At 65.7% G+C, this 18,159-nt stretch carries 20 protein-coding genes; all 20 read right to left on the minus strand.

The window, feature by feature from the left end; all coding sequences use genetic code 11:
* Window positions 1-240: 240 nt before the first annotated feature.
* Window positions 241-972 (minus strand): hypothetical protein, encoded by a 732-nt coding sequence (locus V6E02_RS11245; RefSeq protein ID WP_347308899.1) that lies wholly within the window; start codon window positions 970-972, stop codon window positions 241-243.
* Window positions 969-1,922, minus strand: coding sequence for a pesticin C-terminus-like muramidase (locus V6E02_RS11250; protein WP_347308900.1), 954 nt, complete (start codon window positions 1,920-1,922; stop codon window positions 969-971). Before V6E02_RS11250 ends, V6E02_RS11245 begins: the two co-directional genes overlap by 4 nt.
* A complete protein-coding gene (locus V6E02_RS11255; RefSeq protein WP_347308901.1) occupies window positions 1,919-2,821 on the minus strand; it encodes a TadE/TadG family type IV pilus assembly protein in 903 nt (300 codons plus the stop codon). Before V6E02_RS11255 ends, V6E02_RS11250 begins: the two co-directional genes overlap by 4 nt.
* Window positions 2,818-3,165 carry a DUF192 domain-containing protein gene (locus V6E02_RS11260; protein ID WP_347308902.1) on the minus strand — a complete coding sequence of 116 codons (348 nt, stop codon included), beginning with the start codon at window positions 3,163-3,165 and terminating at the stop codon, window positions 2,818-2,820. The genes V6E02_RS11255 and V6E02_RS11260 overlap by 4 nt, the downstream gene beginning before the upstream one ends.
* Complete coding sequence (locus tag V6E02_RS11265; RefSeq protein WP_347308903.1) at window positions 3,165-4,061, minus strand: type II secretion system F family protein; 897 nt, start codon at window positions 4,059-4,061, stop codon at window positions 3,165-3,167. The genes V6E02_RS11260 and V6E02_RS11265 overlap by 1 nt, the downstream gene beginning before the upstream one ends.
* Before the next feature lie 4 nt (window positions 4,062-4,065).
* Window positions 4,066-4,920: a type II secretion system F family protein gene (locus V6E02_RS11270; RefSeq protein WP_347308904.1), complete on the minus strand. Its 855-nt coding sequence runs from the start codon at window positions 4,918-4,920 to the stop codon at window positions 4,066-4,068.
* Window positions 4,917-6,599 (minus strand): TadA family conjugal transfer-associated ATPase, encoded by a 1,683-nt coding sequence (locus V6E02_RS11275; protein ID WP_347308905.1) that lies wholly within the window; start codon window positions 6,597-6,599, stop codon window positions 4,917-4,919. Before V6E02_RS11275 ends, V6E02_RS11270 begins: the two co-directional genes overlap by 4 nt.
* 10 nt (window positions 6,600-6,609) lie before the next feature.
* Window positions 6,610-7,998, minus strand: a complete 1,389-nt coding sequence (locus V6E02_RS11280; RefSeq protein WP_347308906.1) for a type II and III secretion system protein family protein — start codon at window positions 7,996-7,998, stop codon at window positions 6,610-6,612.
* A gap of 20 nt (window positions 7,999-8,018) precedes the next feature.
* Window positions 8,019-8,936 (minus strand): Flp pilus assembly protein CpaB, encoded by a 918-nt coding sequence (gene cpaB / locus V6E02_RS11285; protein WP_347308907.1) that lies wholly within the window; start codon window positions 8,934-8,936, stop codon window positions 8,019-8,021.
* Window positions 8,937-8,944: 8 nt separating this feature from the next.
* Window positions 8,945-9,109: a hypothetical protein gene (locus tag V6E02_RS11290; RefSeq protein ID WP_347308908.1), complete on the minus strand. Its 165-nt coding sequence runs from the start codon at window positions 9,107-9,109 to the stop codon at window positions 8,945-8,947.
* Between the two features lie 32 nt (window positions 9,110-9,141).
* Window positions 9,142-9,852, minus strand: a complete 711-nt coding sequence (locus V6E02_RS11295; RefSeq protein ID WP_347308909.1) for a hypothetical protein — start codon at window positions 9,850-9,852, stop codon at window positions 9,142-9,144.
* The gene (locus tag V6E02_RS11300; RefSeq protein WP_347308910.1) at window positions 9,849-10,595 is read right to left on the minus strand and encodes a hypothetical protein; all 747 of its coding nucleotides are present in this window, start codon (window positions 10,593-10,595) and stop codon (window positions 9,849-9,851) included. Before V6E02_RS11300 ends, V6E02_RS11295 begins: the two co-directional genes overlap by 4 nt.
* Window positions 10,579-11,457, minus strand: a complete 879-nt coding sequence (locus V6E02_RS11305) for a hypothetical protein (protein WP_347308911.1) — start codon at window positions 11,455-11,457, stop codon at window positions 10,579-10,581. Before V6E02_RS11305 ends, V6E02_RS11300 begins: the two co-directional genes overlap by 17 nt.
* Entirely contained in the window at window positions 11,454-12,254 is an 801-nt protein-coding gene (locus tag V6E02_RS11310) for a hypothetical protein (protein WP_347308912.1), read from the minus strand. Before V6E02_RS11310 ends, V6E02_RS11305 begins: the two co-directional genes overlap by 4 nt.
* Entirely contained in the window at window positions 12,251-13,672 is a 1,422-nt protein-coding gene (locus tag V6E02_RS11315; protein WP_347308913.1) for a pilus assembly protein TadG-related protein, read from the minus strand. The genes V6E02_RS11310 and V6E02_RS11315 overlap by 4 nt, the downstream gene beginning before the upstream one ends.
* Window positions 13,669-15,138, minus strand: a complete 1,470-nt coding sequence (gene lnt / locus V6E02_RS11320; protein WP_347308914.1) for an apolipoprotein N-acyltransferase — start codon at window positions 15,136-15,138, stop codon at window positions 13,669-13,671. Before lnt ends, V6E02_RS11315 begins: the two co-directional genes overlap by 4 nt.
* A gap of 203 nt (window positions 15,139-15,341) precedes the next feature.
* The gene (locus tag V6E02_RS11325) at window positions 15,342-15,605 is read right to left on the minus strand and encodes a Flp family type IVb pilin (RefSeq protein WP_347308915.1); all 264 of its coding nucleotides are present in this window, start codon (window positions 15,603-15,605) and stop codon (window positions 15,342-15,344) included.
* Window positions 15,606-15,756: 151 nt separating this feature from the next.
* Complete coding sequence (locus V6E02_RS11330) at window positions 15,757-16,563, minus strand: LuxR C-terminal-related transcriptional regulator (protein ID WP_347308916.1); 807 nt, start codon at window positions 16,561-16,563, stop codon at window positions 15,757-15,759.
* 250 nt (window positions 16,564-16,813) lie between these two features.
* Window positions 16,814-17,362 (minus strand): inorganic diphosphatase, encoded by a 549-nt coding sequence (gene ppa, locus V6E02_RS11335; protein WP_347308917.1) that lies wholly within the window; start codon window positions 17,360-17,362, stop codon window positions 16,814-16,816.
* Between the two features lie 19 nt (window positions 17,363-17,381).
* Window positions 17,382-17,831 carry a 6-carboxytetrahydropterin synthase QueD gene (gene queD, locus V6E02_RS11340; RefSeq protein ID WP_347308918.1) on the minus strand — a complete coding sequence of 150 codons (450 nt, stop codon included), beginning with the start codon at window positions 17,829-17,831 and terminating at the stop codon, window positions 17,382-17,384.
* Window positions 17,832-18,159: the final 328 nt, after the last annotated feature.

Here is an 18,159-nt window from a genome sequence, read left to right on the forward strand (position 1 = left end):
TCGCCCGGCTTGGCCAGGCGCACCCCTTTAAGCCGCTGCGCAGCAAGCCATAGGGCGCGGTCGCGCTGCCCGTGCATGGTGGCATCGGGACCGGTGAGGATTTCAGCGCGCAGCGCCGGGCTCAGGAGTGCCAGGGCCGTCGCGGCGAGGAAATGGCGGCGGGGAAGCATCATGGGGACTTTCGTCAGCTTTGATGCGCGCACCGATATTTCAGAAACGCGTGCATGCCCAGGATGGCTTTCATTGGGTGAACGCCTCCAGCGGGATGTCGGCCGCCTTCACCTTGGGGAGTTCGAGGGGCCGCATCGACGGGAGCAGATAAGCTCGCGTCGGAATGATCTCCAGCCACTCGGTTTGCGTGACGAATCCGCAGGCGTCCGCCATCTTGGGGTCTTTGCAATCGACGTTAAAGCCCAACAATTTGGCATGCAGCCAACGCGTGAAATAAGGAAGATAAGTTTCGAGGTCGCGCTTGTCGCGTACGTACAGGGTAATGCCCGGATGCAGGAAGGTTCTGCTCGCATAAGCTTCGTATGCCTCAATGGACGTGAACGGCTCGCAATGCCAACCACTACACCCTGGCACACTGTCCACGGCGGCAAGCAAGCGCGGGCGACCGTCCGGACCATAGATGGCGACAGATCGAGTCGTGGCCTCCTTGTATCTAAAGCCCCAGTAAATGGTCGTTCCGTCTTTCAGGGTCAAGCGCATTGGACCGGCCTGGAAGCCGTCGAGGATGCGGCTCGATACCAAGGCCTTGTCTTCGATGCCTGGGTGAGTGAATGAATAATAGAGTGCCTTAGCATTCCCGGTGAACGCTTCAATAGTCGACGTAATAGTCTTTTTATCCAAAGGGGTAACTGGGACGCTGTTTAATTGCGCTGCAGCAAATGAGAATGGGAGGAACAGCATCGCGAGAGCTGTCACGTAAATTGCTTGACGAATCCTCATCATCTTGAAACGTCCTTTCATGGTCTGCTTTGATTACCCCCGCCCTGACTCGCAGGCGGACAGGGATTGCCGGTTTCCGGCAAATAAGCGTTGTCGATACCGAACCGCAGTACGTCACTCTCCCGGCGTCTGCGGTCCCTGTATTGATCGGGTGGTCTGTAAAGCCAGTCTGCCAGTTTTTGCCACTCGCCATCGTAGACGTATCTCCAGAACGTCTGGCGAATTGAGTCCTTTGAATCGCTCAGTCCGTATTGATAGGCGAAATCGACGATGACCGTCTGCGCCTCTTCCGGAAGTTTCTTGAAGACCATTCCCTGTGTGTTTTTCCTGTCGAACTGTGCGGCGACTCTCTTCTGCGTGTCGTAGCCAAACGCGTCCGCCAGAAGCCTGGCCTCGGCTTTAGTGACGGTCAGCGGGCTCTTGACCAACGCATCAACTGCTTTTTGCCCTTTTAGAGGGGCGAAGTAGGGATCGAGCTTCTTCATCAACGCAGCCACATCGACGTTGTCGGGGTTACCCTTGTCCTTGATGTAGGCATTGAGCACGGCTTTCGTGCCTGCTGCGCTTTGCTGACCGAGATCGACCCCGGTGCTGATGGTGACGCCGCTGGAAGCAATCACCTTCCCATTCTTGTCTGTGGGAACGTAACCTTTAACTTCCAGCACGCCCTCGCTTCTCTCCAGAAACTCCTTGTCCACCCGCCACTTCTCGGTACAGGCATCGGACAGGCGTAACGTGCAGTTGTTCGCCCTCACGAACCGCATTTTCCGTTCGAGGCTACCCAGACAGATCCCGGGGCATTCCGCCTTCGTTGCAGTGCCGCCCATGCAGGAGGCCTTCGAAGGGTCGCACGCGGGTTGGGCTGGGAGCAAGGGCAGCGCGGCGACACTGGCGGCCAGTCCCAGCGCCATGAGCCAGAGGCGCTTGCCGAACGGGCGGGTCCGCCCTGATCGATGCACGTCGTGTTTCATGGCGCGGGCGCGAGGTTGATGCACACAGGCTTGTCGGGGCAGTTGCCCTGTGCAGGATCGCAGGTCGACTGGGCCGCGCAGGCCGCCTCCCCCGCGGTGCACTTGGGCAGGGTCCCACTCCCTCCATAGGGCGGCCCGGGGTCCTTTGGCTTGCCGTCATTGCCCGGACCCGGGATGGAGGCCATGGCGTCGTTCTCGATGGCCTCAGACTGCATGCGGATGACGGTGTGGGCGACGATGGGAATGCGGCCGCGGGCGATGAGGGCCTTGCGGAAGGTGTCCGGGTCGTCGGCATCGAGCACCGACAGCGCCCAGGTGTAAAACCGCCCCACCAGCGGCAGTTGTTTCTCCCGGGGGATGCCGTAGGTCACGCGCAGCTTGAGTAGATTGGCGTCCTGCAGGGTCTGGCCGGATCGGTTGGTCTTGGGGTCGTGGTTGCAGCCCGGCACATCCATCGGACACTGAAGGAAGGCAAGATTGGCGTTGGGAATGACGCGACCCTTGACCTTGAGCCTGGCCGCCAGGGCCGGGCTGGCGTAGTCGTCGAAGCTCTCCTTGCTGGGTGAGAGGATTTCGATGCGCACCGGGCTGGTAGCCAGGTCGGCTACGAGCCGGGCGTAGGACTGGGCGAGTTCCGTCGGGGTGGTGCCGCCGCCGTAGTAGGCCACCAGCCCCCGCCGCAGGCCGGTGAAGAGGGCCTCCATGCGGGCATGATCGACGGCACCGGCGCGCGCCGCTTCGAAGGTGGCGTAGTTGAGATTGCTCTTGGCGTGATACACCAGCCCGGCCTGCAGGGTGGCCAGCCCCAGCATCAGCACCGTGGGCGCCACGACGACGAACTCCACCAGGGAGGCGCCGCGCGTCCGTGCCCACCGGGCCGTCAGAGGACGGCGCCTCATGGCCGGCCCGCCTCGCCCAGAACCGTCAGGCTTTGGCCCACCTCGAGCCCGAGCGCCTCCGCCTGCCCCGCCGAAAGCTCCAGTACCGCGCGGCTACTTGGGCAGACGGCGATGCGCCACGGGGGCAGCGGCGCGACGATTTTGCGGATGCGCTGCTGGGCATCCAGGAACACCGCGTCGATGGCATAGGCCATGCCGAAGGTGTGCACCGCGGCGCAGGGGACGATGAGCAGGCCCTCTTCCCGGCTGAGGCGGCGCCAAAGCAGGCCACGGGCGCGGGCGAGGAAGCGGTCGGCCACGTGCAACCGCAGCACCTTCCCGTTGATGAGCAGTTCGCGTGGCATCACAACCCCATTTGCAGGAAGCGGACGATGATGGGGAACAGCAGGATCAGGAAGGTGCATGGGAAGATGAAGAAGATGAGCGGAAACAGCAGCTTCACCGGCGCCTCCATGGCCGCCTTCTCGGCGCGCACGAAGCGCTCGACCCGCCGCTGCTCCGCCTGGGCGCGCAGGATGGGCCCCAGGTTCATGCCCATGGCTTCGCCCTGGATCAGGGCGGATACCAGGCTCGCCACCGCGGGCTCGTTGAGCCGGTCGGCGAAGGTGCGCAGTGCATCCACCCGCGGCTTGCCGGCGCGGATGTCTCGCAACACCCGCTTCAGTTCGTCGCGCAGGGGGCCTGCCGGGCCCTTGGCCACCGCCTGCTGGAAGGCGCCGGTGAGGTTGAGGCCAGCCTCCACACAGAGGGTGATGAGGTCCAGGAAGAACGGCAGAGTCTTCAGGGTCTCGCGCCGCCGCAGCGCGATGCGGTCACGGAACCAGGCATGCATCAGGGCGTAGCCCAGCAGCGCGCCCAGCAGGCCGAAGCCCAGGGAGTTGGCGGCCCGGAAGGAACCGGCGATCCACCACAAAAGCAGTCCGCCGAGCAAGCTGGCGAGCAGGCGCTGGGCGATGAGTTGTTCCGGCGACAGCGCATAGTCGAGGCCGGCGAGCCGCAGCTGCACCAGCAGGCGCTGGCGCTGGCGCAGCGGCAGCAGCGGCCCCAGGTAATAGGCCACCCACTGGATGGGCCACCACAGCAGGCGGAAGGCGGGCGGCGGCGGGTCGAGATAGGTGCGGTCTTCCGGCGGCACCTCGACGACGGCGCGCGACAGTTGCCAACCCACGAGGCCCACCGACAGCCCGGTGAGCAGCCCCACGCCAGCCACGATCAGGGAGGAGGTCGCCGCTGCGGCCATGGTTTTACACGTCGATGGCAACGATCTTGCGGATGAGCACGACGCCGAAGAACTCCAGCAGCACGACCACCGCGATCGTCCCCCAGCCCATGCGCGTGGTCCACAGCAGACTCATGGCAGCAGGTTCCAGCTTGCTCAAGGCGAGAAACAGGAACACCGGCAGCAGACCGACGACCCAGGCCTGCAGCTTGCCCTGCGCGGTGAGGGCGCGAATCTTGCCCTCCATGGCGATCTTGCTGCGCAGCGTCTGCGCGGCACGCTCCAGGGCTTCGGCGAGGCTGCCGCCGGTCTCGTTGGCGATGCGCATGGCGGACACGAACAGCGTCACCGACTGCAGCGGCACGCGCCGCGCCAGGTTCTCCAGGGATTGGTCCAGGGCCACACCCAGCCGCTGCTCGCGCAGCACCAGCTCGAACTCCTGAGAAACCGGCGGTCGCGTCTCGCGCACCAGCTGCTGCAGGGCGTGGCTCAGGCTGACACCGGCGCGCAGACCCCCCGCGATCACCAGCAGCGCATCCGGCAACTGCTGTTCGATGGCGTGCAGACGCCGCTCACGCAGCTTGCGCAGGATGAGCCGCGGCAGAATCGCCGCCCCCACCGCCGCCGCCACCCCCAGCAGGAACAGGCCGCTCGCCACCCAGACTCCGATGCCGGCGAGCAGAATCAGGGCGATGTTGGCGATGAAGAGGTGCGTGGGGTCCACGAACAGGAACAGCTCGCGCAGGCTGAAATGGGCGCGTTGGGTGAAGGCCTCGCGGTAGCGGGCGACGGCCACCACGCCGATGTCGAAGGCGGCCCACGCCAGTAGCGCAACCGCCATTCCGATCCCGACAACGATGCCGAACACGGCGCCGCTCATGGCTGCTCTCCGCCGTCGAACATCGACAGGTCCAGCGTGGCGCCGCGCGCCCGCAGTTCCTCGTAGAAGCTCGGCACGATGCCGCCGGCGACGAAGCGCCCACGCACACCCCCATCATCGCCATAGCCATGCTGCTCGAATCTGAAGAGCTCCTGCAGCTGGATGGTGCCGCCTTCCATGCCGGTGACTTCGCTGATGCTGGTGACCTTGCGCGCGCCGCAGGCAAAGCGCGTCTGCTGCACGATGATGTCCACGGCACTGGCGATCTGCTCGCGGATGGCCATGAGCGGCAGGTCCATGCCGGCCATCAGCACCAGGGTTTCCAGCCGCGCCAGTGCGTCGCGGGGACTGTTGGCATGCAGCGTGGTGAGGGAGCCGTCGTGGCCGGTGTTCATGGCCTGCAGCATGTCCAGGGCTTCGCCGCCGCGGCACTCGCCCACCACGATGCGATCCGGCCGCATGCGCAGCGCGTTCCGGACCAGGTCGCGAATCGTCACCTGCCCCCGTCCTTCGAGGTTGGCGGGACGCGCTTCCAGCGACACCAGGTTGGCATGGTGCAGCTTGAGCTCGGCCGCATCCTCGATAGTGATGACCCGCTCGCCGTCCGGGATGAAGTTGGAAAGGACGTTGAGGAAAGTGGTCTTGCCCGAGCCGGTACCCCCGGAGACGACGATGTTCTTGCGCTGCTCGACGCAAACGCGCAGGAAGGCGCCCATGGCGGCGGAAAGGGAGCCATAGGCCAGCAGGTCGTCGATGGTCAGCCGGCGCTGGGCGAATTTGCGGATGGTGAGGGTCGGCCCCTTCAGCGCCAGCGGCGGGATGATGGCATTGACCCGGGAACCGTCCTTCAGGCGTGCGTCCACCATGGGCGAGGATTCATCGATGCGCCGCCCGATGGGCGCCACGATGCGCTCGATCACCCCCATCACCGCGCGGTCGCTGGTGAAGGACAGCGGATACGGCTCCAGCCGGCCGTTGCGCTCCACGTAAATCTGATCGAAGCGGTTGACCATGATCTCGGTCACGCCCTCGTCCGCCAGCAGTTCTTCCAGCGGCCCCAGTCCGATGGCTTCGTTGAGGACCTCCTTGAGCAGGGCGTCGCGATCCAGCGTTGGCGGCAGTTCGGGATCGGCCTCGATCAGCTCCCGCACCAGGCTTTCGGTTTCCTTGCGCAGCTCGGCTTCGGTCATGCGCGTGAGATCACGTCGCCGCAGGTCGATGGTATCCAGCAGGCGCTCGTGAATGCGTTTGCGCCAGAGGTAGCGACCCTGGATGGCCGCTGCGTCCAGATTGTGTGGTTGGGTGGGCGTGGGCGTGGCGTCGCTGGGCGTGGCGTACTCGAGGGTCGCGCGCTCCCGGGCTTCGGCTGCCACGGGTGCCTCGGCCGGCTGCCGGTCCTTCACGCGGATGCGGTAGCCGCCGATGACGATCTCATCGGCGAAGTCCAGCGGCCCGTGGCGCACCACGCGTGCACCATTCACCCAGGTGCCCGCCAACTGCCCCAAATCCTCGATATACAAGCCGCCGCCAGCGCGCAGCAGCCGCGCGTGCTCGCGCCCGATGCGCCAGCCGGCAAGCTGCACCGCGCAATGCCTGCCCCGGCCCAGCAGGGCCTCGTTGGCATTCACGGCGGTCTCCACCGTGGTGCCGTCGCTGTCGGTGATGGTCACACTGAACATGGCATTCACCTCAGAAGTCGTCGAAACCACGTGTCGCTTCGGCGGGCGCCGCAGTGGGGGAATGACTGACCTCCTCCACCTTCTTCTGCACCGATTCCTTGAAAGCCGTGAGCGCGGGGTCATCGGGTGTCGTGACCATGGGCGTTACGAACACCACCAGTTCGGTCTCCCGTTTCTGGTAACGCTTGGACTTGAACAGGGCACCGAGGATGGGGATGTCACCCAGGAACGGCACTTTGTCCACCTGGTTCGAGGTCTCGCGGGAGAGCAGCCCGCTCAGGACGATGGTCTGGCCCTGGATGACGTTGAACTCGGTCTCCGTCTTGCGCGTGCTCAGGGCCGGACCGGCGCGGGTCACCACCGAGGCGTCGATGTTGCTCACCTCGCTGCTCACCTTGGCGCGGATCACGCCCTTGTGGTCCACGCGGGGCTCGATGCTGAGCCTGATGCCGTATTCGCGAAACAGCACCGTGGTGCCGTTGATATTGCTGACCTCGTAAGGGAATTCGCCGCCGGCGAGGAAGGTCGCCTTGGAGCCACTGCGCGCGGACAGGGTTGGCTCGGCCAGCAGGGCCGCGACCCCGTTCTGCACCAGCAGGTTGAGCTGGGCGTTCAGGCCCAGGTTGACCAGGGACAGAATGTTGAGGCCGGACGGAACGGGCAGCGGACCGCCGCCGGGCGTGGTGATGGGCGGGGGGTTGTTTTGTCCCGCCAGCACGTTGATCTGGTACGGCCCGTCGCCGCGGCGGATGGGGCCCCATACCCCGCCCACGGCCACGCCGCCGGTGCTGCTCCACTTGAGCCCGATCTCGCGCAGGACGTTGGTCGGCAGTTCCATCACCTTGACGTCCATCACGACCATCTTTTCCCAGCCCAGGCGGTTGGTGAAATTGATGATCTGTGGATAGCGCTTGGCCAGTTCGTCGATCTTGGCCAGGTCGGCGTCGCTCAGGTCGTCGCCTTCGACGATCACCTTGTCGCCCACCCGGCGCACCTTGGCATTGGGAATGCCGACCAAGACATCGACGATCTCGTTGAGCACCCGCGACATGTCGCTGGGCAGCACGGTGATCTTGAGCTTGCGGCTGCGCCCGTTCTTGGTCCAGATGTAGAGGCTGGACGCGCCAGCCTGGTTGGCGATCAGGAGAATCTCACGGTCGTCGAGCACCGATGCGGACAGCACCGCGCCATTACCCACGGCCAGCCGGGCGGCATTGGTCTGGGGCATCACGCGGGTCTCGCCCACGAACATTTCGATCTCGGCAGGTTCCTGTGCCCCCGCTGCCGGCGTATCGAGGGCACGCACCTTAGGCGCCTTGGGCGCCGGCGCGGCGGCGGCGTTCGCGACCTGAAGGAATAACGCAAGCGGGACAAACAGGAAAAAAACGGGTTTGAACATCGAACTTTCCATGTTTTGTTTTATGGAGCATGTCGTGACGGGCTCACGCCGCCCGACATGTCGAGCGCGCGCACGGCGTCGGCCAAGGCCTCACCATTGCCGGCGGAGCGCCCCGCCGGGCCTAGCCTGAGCTGCGGCACGTCGCCGAGCTTGTGGCCGGCGCCACCATAGATGACCGGCACCCCGCCGGCCGTCTCGATGGCCTGCTCGGACAGGCCCAGCAACGCAAAGGCATCGCGCTTGCTGCGCGAGATTTCCGCCGTATCGCCCGGCGCCCGCAGCAATGCGGTGATCTTGCCCACCTCGCGCGCGGCGATGATGCGCTGGGCGTCCTCCGGCGTCGTCTCCAGCGTGACGGTAGTGAAACTCTGTGTGCGCGCCCCATCGCCTTCGGGCCCGGGGGTCACCCGGTTTCCGGCGGCGAGGACGGTGACACCCTGCAGCAGCGCGAAAGTGATGTTGCGGTTGTCTTTGCGCACGTTGACTACGATGTCGATGAGATCGCCCGGCTGCAGCATCCCGGACAGCGAACTCACCTCGTCCACCGGCACGGTGATGGCGCGCCGTCCCGGGGTCAGCCGGGCCGAGAAACTGGGCGCCTTTTCCCCTTCGAGCTGTGCCCACAAAATGGCCTCCCCCTTCATTGCCGGGTAGGCCAGCACCGCGTTGGCCGCGCGGTCGAACTGGGCGGGGGTGATGGCATCGGAGTGGGCCCATTCGGCGGGCACTTCGCGCACCGCCACGGTCTCGGGCGTCAGCGCGGCACCTTTCTGCAGATCCTGCTTCGCCACCACCACCTTGCGCACGGCCTGCTTGCCACGGGCCTCGATTTCCGCGACGCGCTGGTTGAGGTAGCGCATGGCCAAAAGCGCCGCGCCGATGCCGAGAATCCCGGCGACAGCGAAGATGAGCCAGGAACGTTGGATTTTGAGCTTCACGGGCCACCTCATACCGGCAGGGCGATGGCGGACAGGAAACGGGCGAAACCCTTGCCCACGGCCTGGGCGAACTGCAGCAGCAGCGGCGGCTCGCCGCCGAAGGGCGCGAAGAAAATCGTGGCGACGATGGCGGTGAGGATCAGGTACTCCACCATGGACTGGCCGCATTGCATCGGGCGGCACCTTTCCAATAGCTGTTGCATGGCTAGCGCTCCGTGTCGGTTGTTTCGATGAGATTCAGCACCACGCTGGTACCCGAGGCCAGGGCCGAGACGACCAGGATGGCCTCGCGATTGGCGGCGGCAAACCACAGGCTGCGTCCCTGCGTCCCAGCGCGCTGCACCGGCAGGTCCCGTTCCACCCGGTAGCCGCGAGATTGCAGCTCGGCCCTGAAGAACGCCGCATTCGTCTCCACGCTGTGGTCGTTGGTGATCGTCACGACGCGCGCCCGCTTGCCGGGGTCGGTCATCTCCACGTCCACTGCCAGCTTGCTGCCGGCGGGGAGCCCGAGCCCCAGGGGTCGGCCGAGATGGGCCAGGCCTGCTTTCAAATCGCTGACGGAGACCGTGCCCTCGGTGCCCCGCAGCGCCTTGCGCAGGCGCGCGGTGTAGAGCAGATCGCCCTGCCGCTGGGACACCACGGTCCAACCCTTTAGGGTGGTCTCCACGCGCCTGGCGCCGAAGCGTGTGCGGTAGAACGCCAGCACCGCTGCCAGCGGTTTGTCGGTGGCGAACACGCGAACGCGAGTCGGCACGCCGTTGATGCGTAGGGATTGCGCGATGTCTACGGCATCGATGCCCTCCATGGCCGGCGGGACTGGCAGGGCCAGGGCCGCGAGCGGGCTTGCGCAGCAGACCACGATCAGCGCCGCCAGGCCGCGCAGGATCGTCCGAGCCGTTTTCGAGGAGCCGTTCATCGCAGTCGATCCCCCGGAACGATTTCCGGATCGATGTCGTTCACGTCCATGGCAGGGTCGAGGATGAGGGGCGGCACTTGCCCGAGCGTGCTGCCCAGCGCCTCCAGGGGGGCAATCGGATAGGCGGCGGCGCCCGCCCCTTCCACCTTGACTTTCACCATGCCGGGAGAGGCGGCCGCCCAAGCATCGACCAGGATGCTGGTGGTGCGGGACAGGACCAGGTCCAGCTCGTCGAAGGGCTTGAGCAGCGCAAGCTTGCGCGGGCGCACGGTGACACGTCCGGTGTAGAGGTTGGCCTCATTGAGGTTGAACCCCGCGCGCCCCGAAAACACCGCGGCAGCCGGGACATGCTTGCTCTCCACCTTGGTTTCCACCGCCACGTCCGCGTCGAAGTCGGCCAGCAGGGGCTTGCCCTGATAGTCGGCCCAGACGGGATTGCGGTGGGCCGGGATGTTTATCGCCACGTCGTGGGTCTTGATCGGTGCATCGGAGGTGCTGTAGAAGCGCCGTCGCACTTCGGCCGCGAGTTCCGCATCGGTCTTTAAGCTCGATGCGCTGTTGCGGATGGTGCCCTCGAAGGCGACGTAGCGGCTCGCGATTTCGGTGGTCTGCGCCAGATCCGTGTACTTGCCTAGCAAGGGCACGATGAGAAAGAAGGGCACCAGCACCAGGGCCAAGGCAATGAATTCGACGGTGGACGCACCGGCCTCGGCTGCGCCTGTGATGCTACGGACGGCTGACATAACGCTTGTCCTTGACCGGCAGGTCCCGGGGCGGATCGAAGACGGCGCGATCGATGCGTGCCACGGAAACCAGTGTCTCCACCCGTCCTTCGAAGGCATGCGCGGGGCTGTCCGGCGAGGGGGAGGACACCCGCAGGCTCATGGGACGCGCAAACGCAGGGAGCCGGGGGCTGTCCGTGATGCAGGCGGAGGCCATCTCCCCCGGCCAGCCCATGACGCGGCAATGGACGAAGGGGAAAGGCTCCGCCTCGCTCCCGGTGTCCTGGAGAAAGTCGCGCCAGCCCGGGTGGAACTTGCGCCTGGCCGGCAGGTAACCCGGGCTCATCAGGTCCAGCAGGGCGTTTTCGTGGCGATCGTTCACGTCGCCGGGCCGGTTGTCGGACTTGGCGTAGGTGGTGATTTCCCACTGGTCGCCCACGCGCCGGATGGCGGTGACGATCTTCTTGAGCCGTACCTGGAAGTCGCAGGCGTTCGCGTCCAGCGGCACCAGCTCATGGAGATAGAGATATTCCACATAGGTCGGCCCGATGTATTCGTAGCCGTAGAAGGTGCCCGCGTCCTCGAGGCGTCCTCTGGTGAGCCGCGCCGCCCGCCCCCGAAACTTCGGGCAGATCATGCTTGCCGCCTCGAAACGAATCCTGGCATCGGCATGAAGGGGCGTGGTTCCGGTCTTGCGCACGAACACCCCGCTCACATGGGCGCCGCTGGGCGCGCGATCATCCGGCAAGGGGACCGTCACCGGCGCTTCGCTGGGACTGTCCTCCCGCGGCAGTGGGTCCGCCGATGCGGCCGCGGAGAGAACGGTGAGCACCCCCAGCAACACGGTTGGAAAACAGCGCCGGGCGGACGTCGGTCGGATCATGGTTTTTCCTCCACGCGAACCCCGTCCGGAAGCGCGAACACGCCGCGATCGATGTCGGCGTCGGGAATGAGCACGTCCACCTGGGCGTCGCCCCGCGGGCGTCCAGACAACGTCACGGACAGCTTGAGCTGCATCTGACGCACGTAGTCGGGCACGCGCACGGAATCGATGACACAGATTTCTTGCGTACTGGGTCCCAGGCTTGCCCGCATGACGCGACAGGGAAACCCCGCGATCTCCTCGCGACCGCCAGTGGGCGTGAAATCCCCCATCCCGCCCCCGTTCAGCTTGTCCGGGTTGAGGTGGGTGAACAGGCGTCGGCCGGGGACGGTAAGCGACGTGGCGCTGGCCTTGTCCGGGCGGTAGGAAATACGACGGGTGCGCTTGCCGTCAAAGGACGCGATCGCCACCGTGTGCAGGGTCACTTCATGGAAATCGCACAGGTCGTGCCCCGAGACCGGCGCGATCTGCGTGCTCACCGTATAGCTCGCCGACTGGGTGGCAGTGTAATAGGCGTCGGCCTGCCACTTGCCCGCGTCCGCAAGACTGCCGGATATGAGCCGCGCCTCCCGATGCTTGAGCGCCGGGCATTGCGCCTGTGCTGTGGCAAACATTTGCGCCGCCATCTCGCGGGCCAGGTGATCCACGCCCGTGGCATGGGCGTACACGCCCGTCGTGGTGCCGCGGGGTTTCACCCCTTCCGGCAGGGGCGCGATCGTGCCGGCCGCAGCCCAGGGGGCGATCCCGGCGGCGAGCAGCGCCATGCCAACCACACTTCTCTTCAGCGACGACTTCATGGCAATGCCAGTCCTTTCTGCCACGCTGCGGCGTAGGCCTTGTCGCCGGCGGTGGGGGCGACCAGCCTCACCTGCCAGTAGGGGTTGTACAGGCTGGCCAGTTCCTGGCGACCATCGCTGCGAGCCACCGGCCGGTCGAAGAACACTTCGGCGCGGGAGAGCGCCGCGAGCACCGAGCCCGGCGCATCGGCGCCGAATTGCGCCAGGTCGCCGCCGGGCTGGATGATGGACGCGCCGCCGGAGGTGCGGGTGACGCTGCGCGGCTTGGTGACGCGGATGGTGATGCCGGTACGCTGGCTTCCGTCGGCGGCGAGATCGGCGAGATCACGCGAGGTGGGCAGGCCGCTGAAGACGGCGCCGCCCGAGGCAGTCAAATCGACCATGGCAGGGTCCGCGCGCTTCTTGCTGGTGCGGCTGTTTTCCGCGTAGGAGCCGCCGTGATAGCCGTGCCCCTGGTCGGCACCCAGGGCGTTCACCTGGGCCGCGCCCCAACTGATGGACTGCTGCACGTCACCGCACCAGTCGAGGCCGAACTTGCCGCAGCCGAGCCGTTGCCCATGATGCTCGAGGGTGTCCATGGCACGCCATTCGTCGTACCCCACCAGATCCGTGCCGCCGCGGCGCTTGAGCGCCACGTCCTTCTGCAGCGGCCAGATCGTGGGCCCGCTCAGGGTCCAGACGCGCTCCCGCGTGAAGCGGTCGCGCGAGGCGGTCGTCACTTCGGCGAAGCGACCCCGTTCGTCGCCGGTGCTGCCGCTCTTCCCGTAGGCCTTGGTGAAGCGGTCGAAGTCGTAGCTGGTCAGCACCACTTCGGCGGCCATGGCGGGATCGATTTTCTTGACGATCTCATCCGCCAGGCTGCGCTGGCTGATGCCCAGGAGCAGACTGGCGTGAAGGACGGTCTGGGAGGCACTCAAGGCCCGCACGGCCGTATCGTGCGCGGTGATCAGCGAGGGCAGCAGGGTGTCCACATAATTCAGGAAAGTCTCGGTGCCCTCCCCGCCGGTGTATGCATTCAGATAGGCCGTACCCGTTATGACGGCCATAAGCTGCGCCAGCTCCGTGTAGTCGCCGGGGTTGAATATCCAACTGCCCGCGACATCGTCAAGCGCCCCGGCGTTTTCCACCAGGGTCGCCGAATAATGGGCCCAGGACACGAAGCTCACCACCTGGGCGATGGCGATTTCGTTGGCGACCATGGTGCGGTTGACATAGGCGTCGTAATTGAGCGCCCGCGCTTCCAGCGTGGCCGCGCTGTAGGCCGCGGCGTCGGCGGCGTTGGTCAGGCGGATTTTTTCGGTCACCGCCTGCCCGCTGTTGAATGCGTAGAACATCACCACGGCACTGAGAAACAGAAAAGCCAATCCCAGGATCAGCGCCTGGCCGCGGGCAGGGAATCCAACTTGATGCCGTTTCATGCGCCGGCCCGTGCAGATGCCCTGGCACGCGTTTCCGCCAGGGCACAAACCATCAGGCCCAGGGCCACGAGCGACATGGGCAAGGCATCACCCGCCAGCACATAGGGGGTGCTGCCCGTTCGCGGTTCTACGCGCGTGATGAGGCTGGCCACGGTCTGGGGCGGCAGCGCGTCCAGGACGTGGCCATGATGGTCGATGGCCACTGTCCAGCCGGTATTGGCTGCGCGCAACAGGGGCTTGCCCGCCTCCAGCGCACGCGCCTGCGAGATCTGGAGATGCTGATCCATGGGCGCGGTCGCACCGTCCCAGCTATCGTTCACCAGCGTTACCAGCAACTGGGACTGGGCCACCGCTTCCCGCCGCTCGTTGCCGAACACATCCTCGTAACACATGCGCAGCGCGATACGTGTGCCCGCAAGAACCAAGTCACCCGGGTGCGGCGCGCCGGGACTGGTATCCAGCATGCGCACCTTCGCCATGCGCTCGTAGAGCGGGCGCAGCCAGCGGGCAAAGGGAATGAATTCGCCGAAGGGCAGCAGATGCTGCTTGTCGTAAACCTGGTTGCCCGACACGCCGAGGCTGCGGGTGGAACTCACGTAATCGTAGGGCGTGCCCTCGGCACGGCGGCGAAAATAACTCACCAGCATGTCGCCCTGCCGTGCCCAGGCCAGTGCTTCGAGGAAACGCTGAAACCCGGCCGGCAACTGGTGCTCGAACAGCGGGAAGGCGGTCTCGGGCATGATGACCAGGGCCGCCTCGCTGCGCGCCGCGAGTGCACCATAGGTGCGCAAGGCCCGCGCGGTGTCCTCCGGCGAGAACTTTTCCCGCATCGGCGCGTTGCCCTGCAGCAGGGCGGCCGTCACCGATTTCCCGCTTGGTGTCGTCCACTCGATGCGACCGGCGGCCGCGCCAGCCACCAAAACCAGTACCACCACCGCCACCGCCGCGACGCGTGTGCGGCTTTGGCGCGCGACCGCCGCCCAGGCGAGCCAGCCCGCGCAGACCATCGTCGCCAGGCTGACCCCGAGGATGCCCAGCAGGGGCGCGAAGCCTGCGAGGGGCCCATCCGGCACTTGCGCATAACCCACCGTCAGCCACGGGAAGGCAAGCGCTCCCTGATGGCGCAGCCACTCGCTGCTCACCCACAGCGCGGGCGCGAGCACGGTGAGGCGCAGGGACAAGGGCAGGCGGGCGGCACCCACCAGGGCCGCCACCGCAGCCGGCAGCGAGGAAAGGCCCGCTATCAACGCCAGCGGCCCGAGCAGGGCGAGCACCGGTTCCTGGGAGCGATCCACCCCCGAAAACAGCCACCACAGACTGGGCATGAACAGGGCCAGGCCGAACACCCCTCCCACGATGGCCGCCCCCAACGGGCGCCGTTGGCGGGCGAGCAAGGCAAGCAGGCCCGCAAGCCCCAGCAGCGTCGCCGGCCACAGGTTATGGGGCGCAAAACGGAGGCCGGCCATCCACCCGGCGGCGGCTGCGAGGACAGGGACGCGCAGCCGCTGCATGACGGCGGAGGGCGTGAGGTGCGCGCAGCAGCGAGGCAGCCGCGCAAGGGGCCCAGCCAGGATTTGAGAGACGGACGTATTCACCGGACGTTTCCAACGCGAAGCGGGGCGCGGGCGTACGCGCCCGGGAGCACCCATGGTGCTCCCGTCCAGATGCGTCACTTGTTGATGTTGTTGGTGTAATTGTCCAGGGTGTGCTTGGTGTCGGCTTCGCTCGCAGCGTTAGCAGCAGCCGTCTGAGAGGCGGTCTTGGTCGCGCTGCCGTCCACGCCGGAGATCTCCTGGGCAATGGCCGCAGTCTGGTCGCGCACGGTGTTGCCGAAGTACTGATAGGTCGCGATCGCGGCCACGCCGATCAGCGCCACGATGATGATGTACTCGGTCATGCCCTGACCGCGTTGCCGGTTGTTGGAAAGTCGCATCGTGCCTCCTAAAGCGGGTTGGTGGGGGAAGCCGGGACCCTGGCGCACGCTTTGCACGCGCGCCCCTGCAGGCCTCGACGGGGGGCAAGCTTAGACAATGCGACTGTCATACTCCATGGGCCGTTCGGCCCATGGCCGAAGGGAAGGCGGCTCAGATCAGGCCGCGTTCGATGGCGCTGGCCACCGCCTGGGCGCGGTTGTTGACGCGCAATTTGACCAGGATGGCTTGCACCTGATTTTTCACGGTCTTATAGGCCACCCCCCGAATGGCGGCGATTTCGGCGTTGGTCTTGCCGCGGCGCACCCACTCCAGCACCTCGCGCTCACGGGGCGTCAGCGTGCCGGCTGCCCCGCCCCCACCGGGCAGCGGCGCAAGCCCGGTACCCTGCTGGGAAATTTCCGGGAGGATTCTGAGCACGGCGTAATGGAAGTGTGGCAATGCGAGCTTGAGCGCCTGCCGCTGGTGGAGATGGGGCGGGCCCGGCAGGCGAAAGAAGTTGAAGCTGATGGTCTGACCCGGCAGGATGTGGCGCACCCCACAGGCCATCATGTTGCGCAACCCGCTGCGGCTGAAGCGCTCCAGCCATTCGGCGTCGGCGCCATGGCCGTGGTCTTCGAGTTGGAAAAAGCCGGGCTCATCGTTCGCCAGCCAGCTGAGAGCGGCCGGCGACCGGCGCCAGCCATCCTGCTCCCGCAGCGCCGCCAGGTAATCCTCCGGCACACTGCAACCGAACACGGCCCGGACCGCGCCGTCGCAGGAGCCGGCGGGCGCCGCGACCAGCGCGAAGGCGCCGTGGGGCAGGATCGCCTGCAACCGATGCCGAGTGACGAAAAGCAGATCCGCTACCGTCCGCACCTCTGCCAGCGCCGTGGCCAGCGCCAGAAACGCCGCTGCATCGATGAACCGTGACGGCGCGCCTGCCCTTTGCAGCGCGCTCCCCGCGTCCGCCAGCCCCATAGGCTACCCCCCAGCGCCGATATTGCTATGACATATTCGCTTTTGATTAACGATATGTCATCGTACTGGTCCCGGCGGGTCTGGTCAACTGCACGGCTTGGCTGCGGCTACACCCCAAGGCGAAAGGCCGTGGAAGGCGGCGCCCCGGTTTGGAGATAAAGGGGATCGGCCCGATTCCGTCGCCCCTTGTGGAGGGATGTCCGGCAGTGCAGGCGAGCGCACTGCCGCACAATTGGAATTCTGGGCGGTTCTAGAAATTCGGCTTGGGCGACGCCTCCTGGTAACGCCGTATGCCCGCCATGATCTCGGCCTTGGCCTCTTCCGCGCCGACCCAGCCTTCCACCTTCACCCACTTGTTGGGCTCCAGATCCTTGTAGTGCTCGAAGAAGTGGGCGATCTGCGCGAGCAGCAGGGGCGAGAAATCTTCCGGCTTTTCGATGTGGCGGTACAGGCCACACAGCTTGTCCACCGGCACGGCGATGACCTTCGCATCCACCCCGGACTCGTCGATCATCTTGAGCATACCAACCGGTCGGCAGCGCACGACCACGCCTGTGATCAGCGGCACCGGCGTCACCACCAGCACGTCCACCGGGTCGCCGTCTTCAGACAACGTATGCGGGATGTAGCCGTAGTTGCAGGGATAGTGCATGGCGGTGGACATGAAGCGGTCCACGAACATGGCCCCGGTTTCCTTGTCCACTTCGTACTTGATGGGATCGCCGTGCTGGGGGATTTCGACGATGACATTGATGTCGTGCGGAGCATCGCGGCCGGAAGTCACTTTGTCGAGATTCATTCGTTAGGTCCTTCGTTCTTCAGATCTGGCCGCGCACGGCGTCGGCCCAGTTGTTGGGGGTTTCGTAGATGCGCACCCGCTCCAGCCGGAGGCGGTTGCCGAACACATCCACATAGGCCTTGTCGAGAATGCGAAAAGCCGCAGCCGCCAGGTTCTCTGCAGTAGGCACGCTATCCAGTACGACTGTCTTATGGCCCGGCAGGCTTTCTAGGAATTCACGCACCACGGTATCGCCACGATACACCAGAAAGGCGTGGTCCCAGGCATTGATCAGCTGCTCCATGGCGATACGCTTGACATCGCCGTAATCCATCACCATTCCTTGTTCGGACACGCCTTCCGTGGTGATCACCTCGCCAAAAAGGGTGATTTCCAGCGCATAACGGTGGCCGTGCAGATGCCGGCACTGACTCTTGTGGTGGGGAATCCGGTGACCGGCGTCGAACTCGATTCTGCGCGTGATGAGCATGGCGGGTCCACGAAGAAAGGGCGCGATTATCCCAGATTTTGGCCAGCCTTGTGCGCCCAGCCAGGGTGTACCGCAGGCCCGCACCCAATGCCCCGAAGCATTACAATGGAGCCATGTCCCGGATTATCCATTAGGACACGGGATGAGGGTGGCAGGGGCGCCTGAGTTGCGCAAGGCAGTCGCAGGCCGGGTTGTACACCTGGCCGAGAAGTCGAGCGCGAGCCGGGCCGCATGGGGTCGCCCGCATCCGCGTAGGCACAAGTGATGGTTAAAAAACCAGTGATCAATGTCATGTAGCGTACAGTTTATCGGGTATGCACCGGTCTAA

The organism is Thiobacter sp. AK1 (assembly GCF_039822265.1).
In the GTDB taxonomy this organism is placed as follows: Bacteria; Pseudomonadota; Gammaproteobacteria; order Burkholderiales; family Thiobacteraceae; genus Thiobacter; species Thiobacter aerophilum.

Coding starts and splice junctions, on each gene's coding strand:
- V6E02_RS11245 (WP_347308899.1), bottom strand. CDS start 972: ATGAAAGGACGTTTCAAGATGATGAGGATTCGTCAAGCAATTTACGTG.
- V6E02_RS11250 (WP_347308900.1), bottom strand. CDS start 1,922: ATGAAACACGACGTGCATCGATCAGGGCGGACCCGCCCGTTCGGCAAG.
- V6E02_RS11255 (WP_347308901.1), bottom strand. CDS start 2,821: ATGAGGCGCCGTCCTCTGACGGCCCGGTGGGCACGGACGCGCGGCGCC.
- V6E02_RS11260 (WP_347308902.1), bottom strand. CDS start 3,165: ATGCCACGCGAACTGCTCATCAACGGGAAGGTGCTGCGGTTGCACGTG.
- V6E02_RS11265 (WP_347308903.1), bottom strand. CDS start 4,061: ATGGCCGCAGCGGCGACCTCCTCCCTGATCGTGGCTGGCGTGGGGCTG.
- V6E02_RS11270 (WP_347308904.1), bottom strand. CDS start 4,920: ATGAGCGGCGCCGTGTTCGGCATCGTTGTCGGGATCGGAATGGCGGTT.
- V6E02_RS11275 (WP_347308905.1), bottom strand. CDS start 6,599: ATGTTCAGTGTGACCATCACCGACAGCGACGGCACCACGGTGGAGACC.
- V6E02_RS11280 (WP_347308906.1), bottom strand. CDS start 7,998: ATGTTCAAACCCGTTTTTTTCCTGTTTGTCCCGCTTGCGTTATTCCTT.
- V6E02_RS11290 (WP_347308908.1), bottom strand. CDS start 9,109: ATGCAATGCGGCCAGTCCATGGTGGAGTACCTGATCCTCACCGCCATC.
- V6E02_RS11295 (WP_347308909.1), bottom strand. CDS start 9,852: ATGAACGGCTCCTCGAAAACGGCTCGGACGATCCTGCGCGGCCTGGCG.
- V6E02_RS11300 (WP_347308910.1), bottom strand. CDS start 10,595: ATGTCAGCCGTCCGTAGCATCACAGGCGCAGCCGAGGCCGGTGCGTCC.
- V6E02_RS11305 (WP_347308911.1), bottom strand. CDS start 11,457: ATGATCCGACCGACGTCCGCCCGGCGCTGTTTTCCAACCGTGTTGCTG.
- V6E02_RS11310 (WP_347308912.1), bottom strand. CDS start 12,254: ATGAAGTCGTCGCTGAAGAGAAGTGTGGTTGGCATGGCGCTGCTCGCC.
- V6E02_RS11315 (WP_347308913.1), bottom strand. CDS start 13,672: ATGAAACGGCATCAAGTTGGATTCCCTGCCCGCGGCCAGGCGCTGATC.
- lnt (WP_347308914.1), bottom strand. CDS start 15,138: ATGGCCGGCCTCCGTTTTGCGCCCCATAACCTGTGGCCGGCGACGCTG.
- V6E02_RS11325 (WP_347308915.1), bottom strand. CDS start 15,605: ATGCGACTTTCCAACAACCGGCAACGCGGTCAGGGCATGACCGAGTAC.
- V6E02_RS11330 (WP_347308916.1), bottom strand. CDS start 16,563: ATGGGGCTGGCGGACGCGGGGAGCGCGCTGCAAAGGGCAGGCGCGCCG.
- ppa (WP_347308917.1), bottom strand. CDS start 17,362: ATGAATCTCGACAAAGTGACTTCCGGCCGCGATGCTCCGCACGACATC.
- queD (WP_347308918.1), bottom strand. CDS start 17,831: ATGCTCATCACGCGCAGAATCGAGTTCGACGCCGGTCACCGGATTCCC.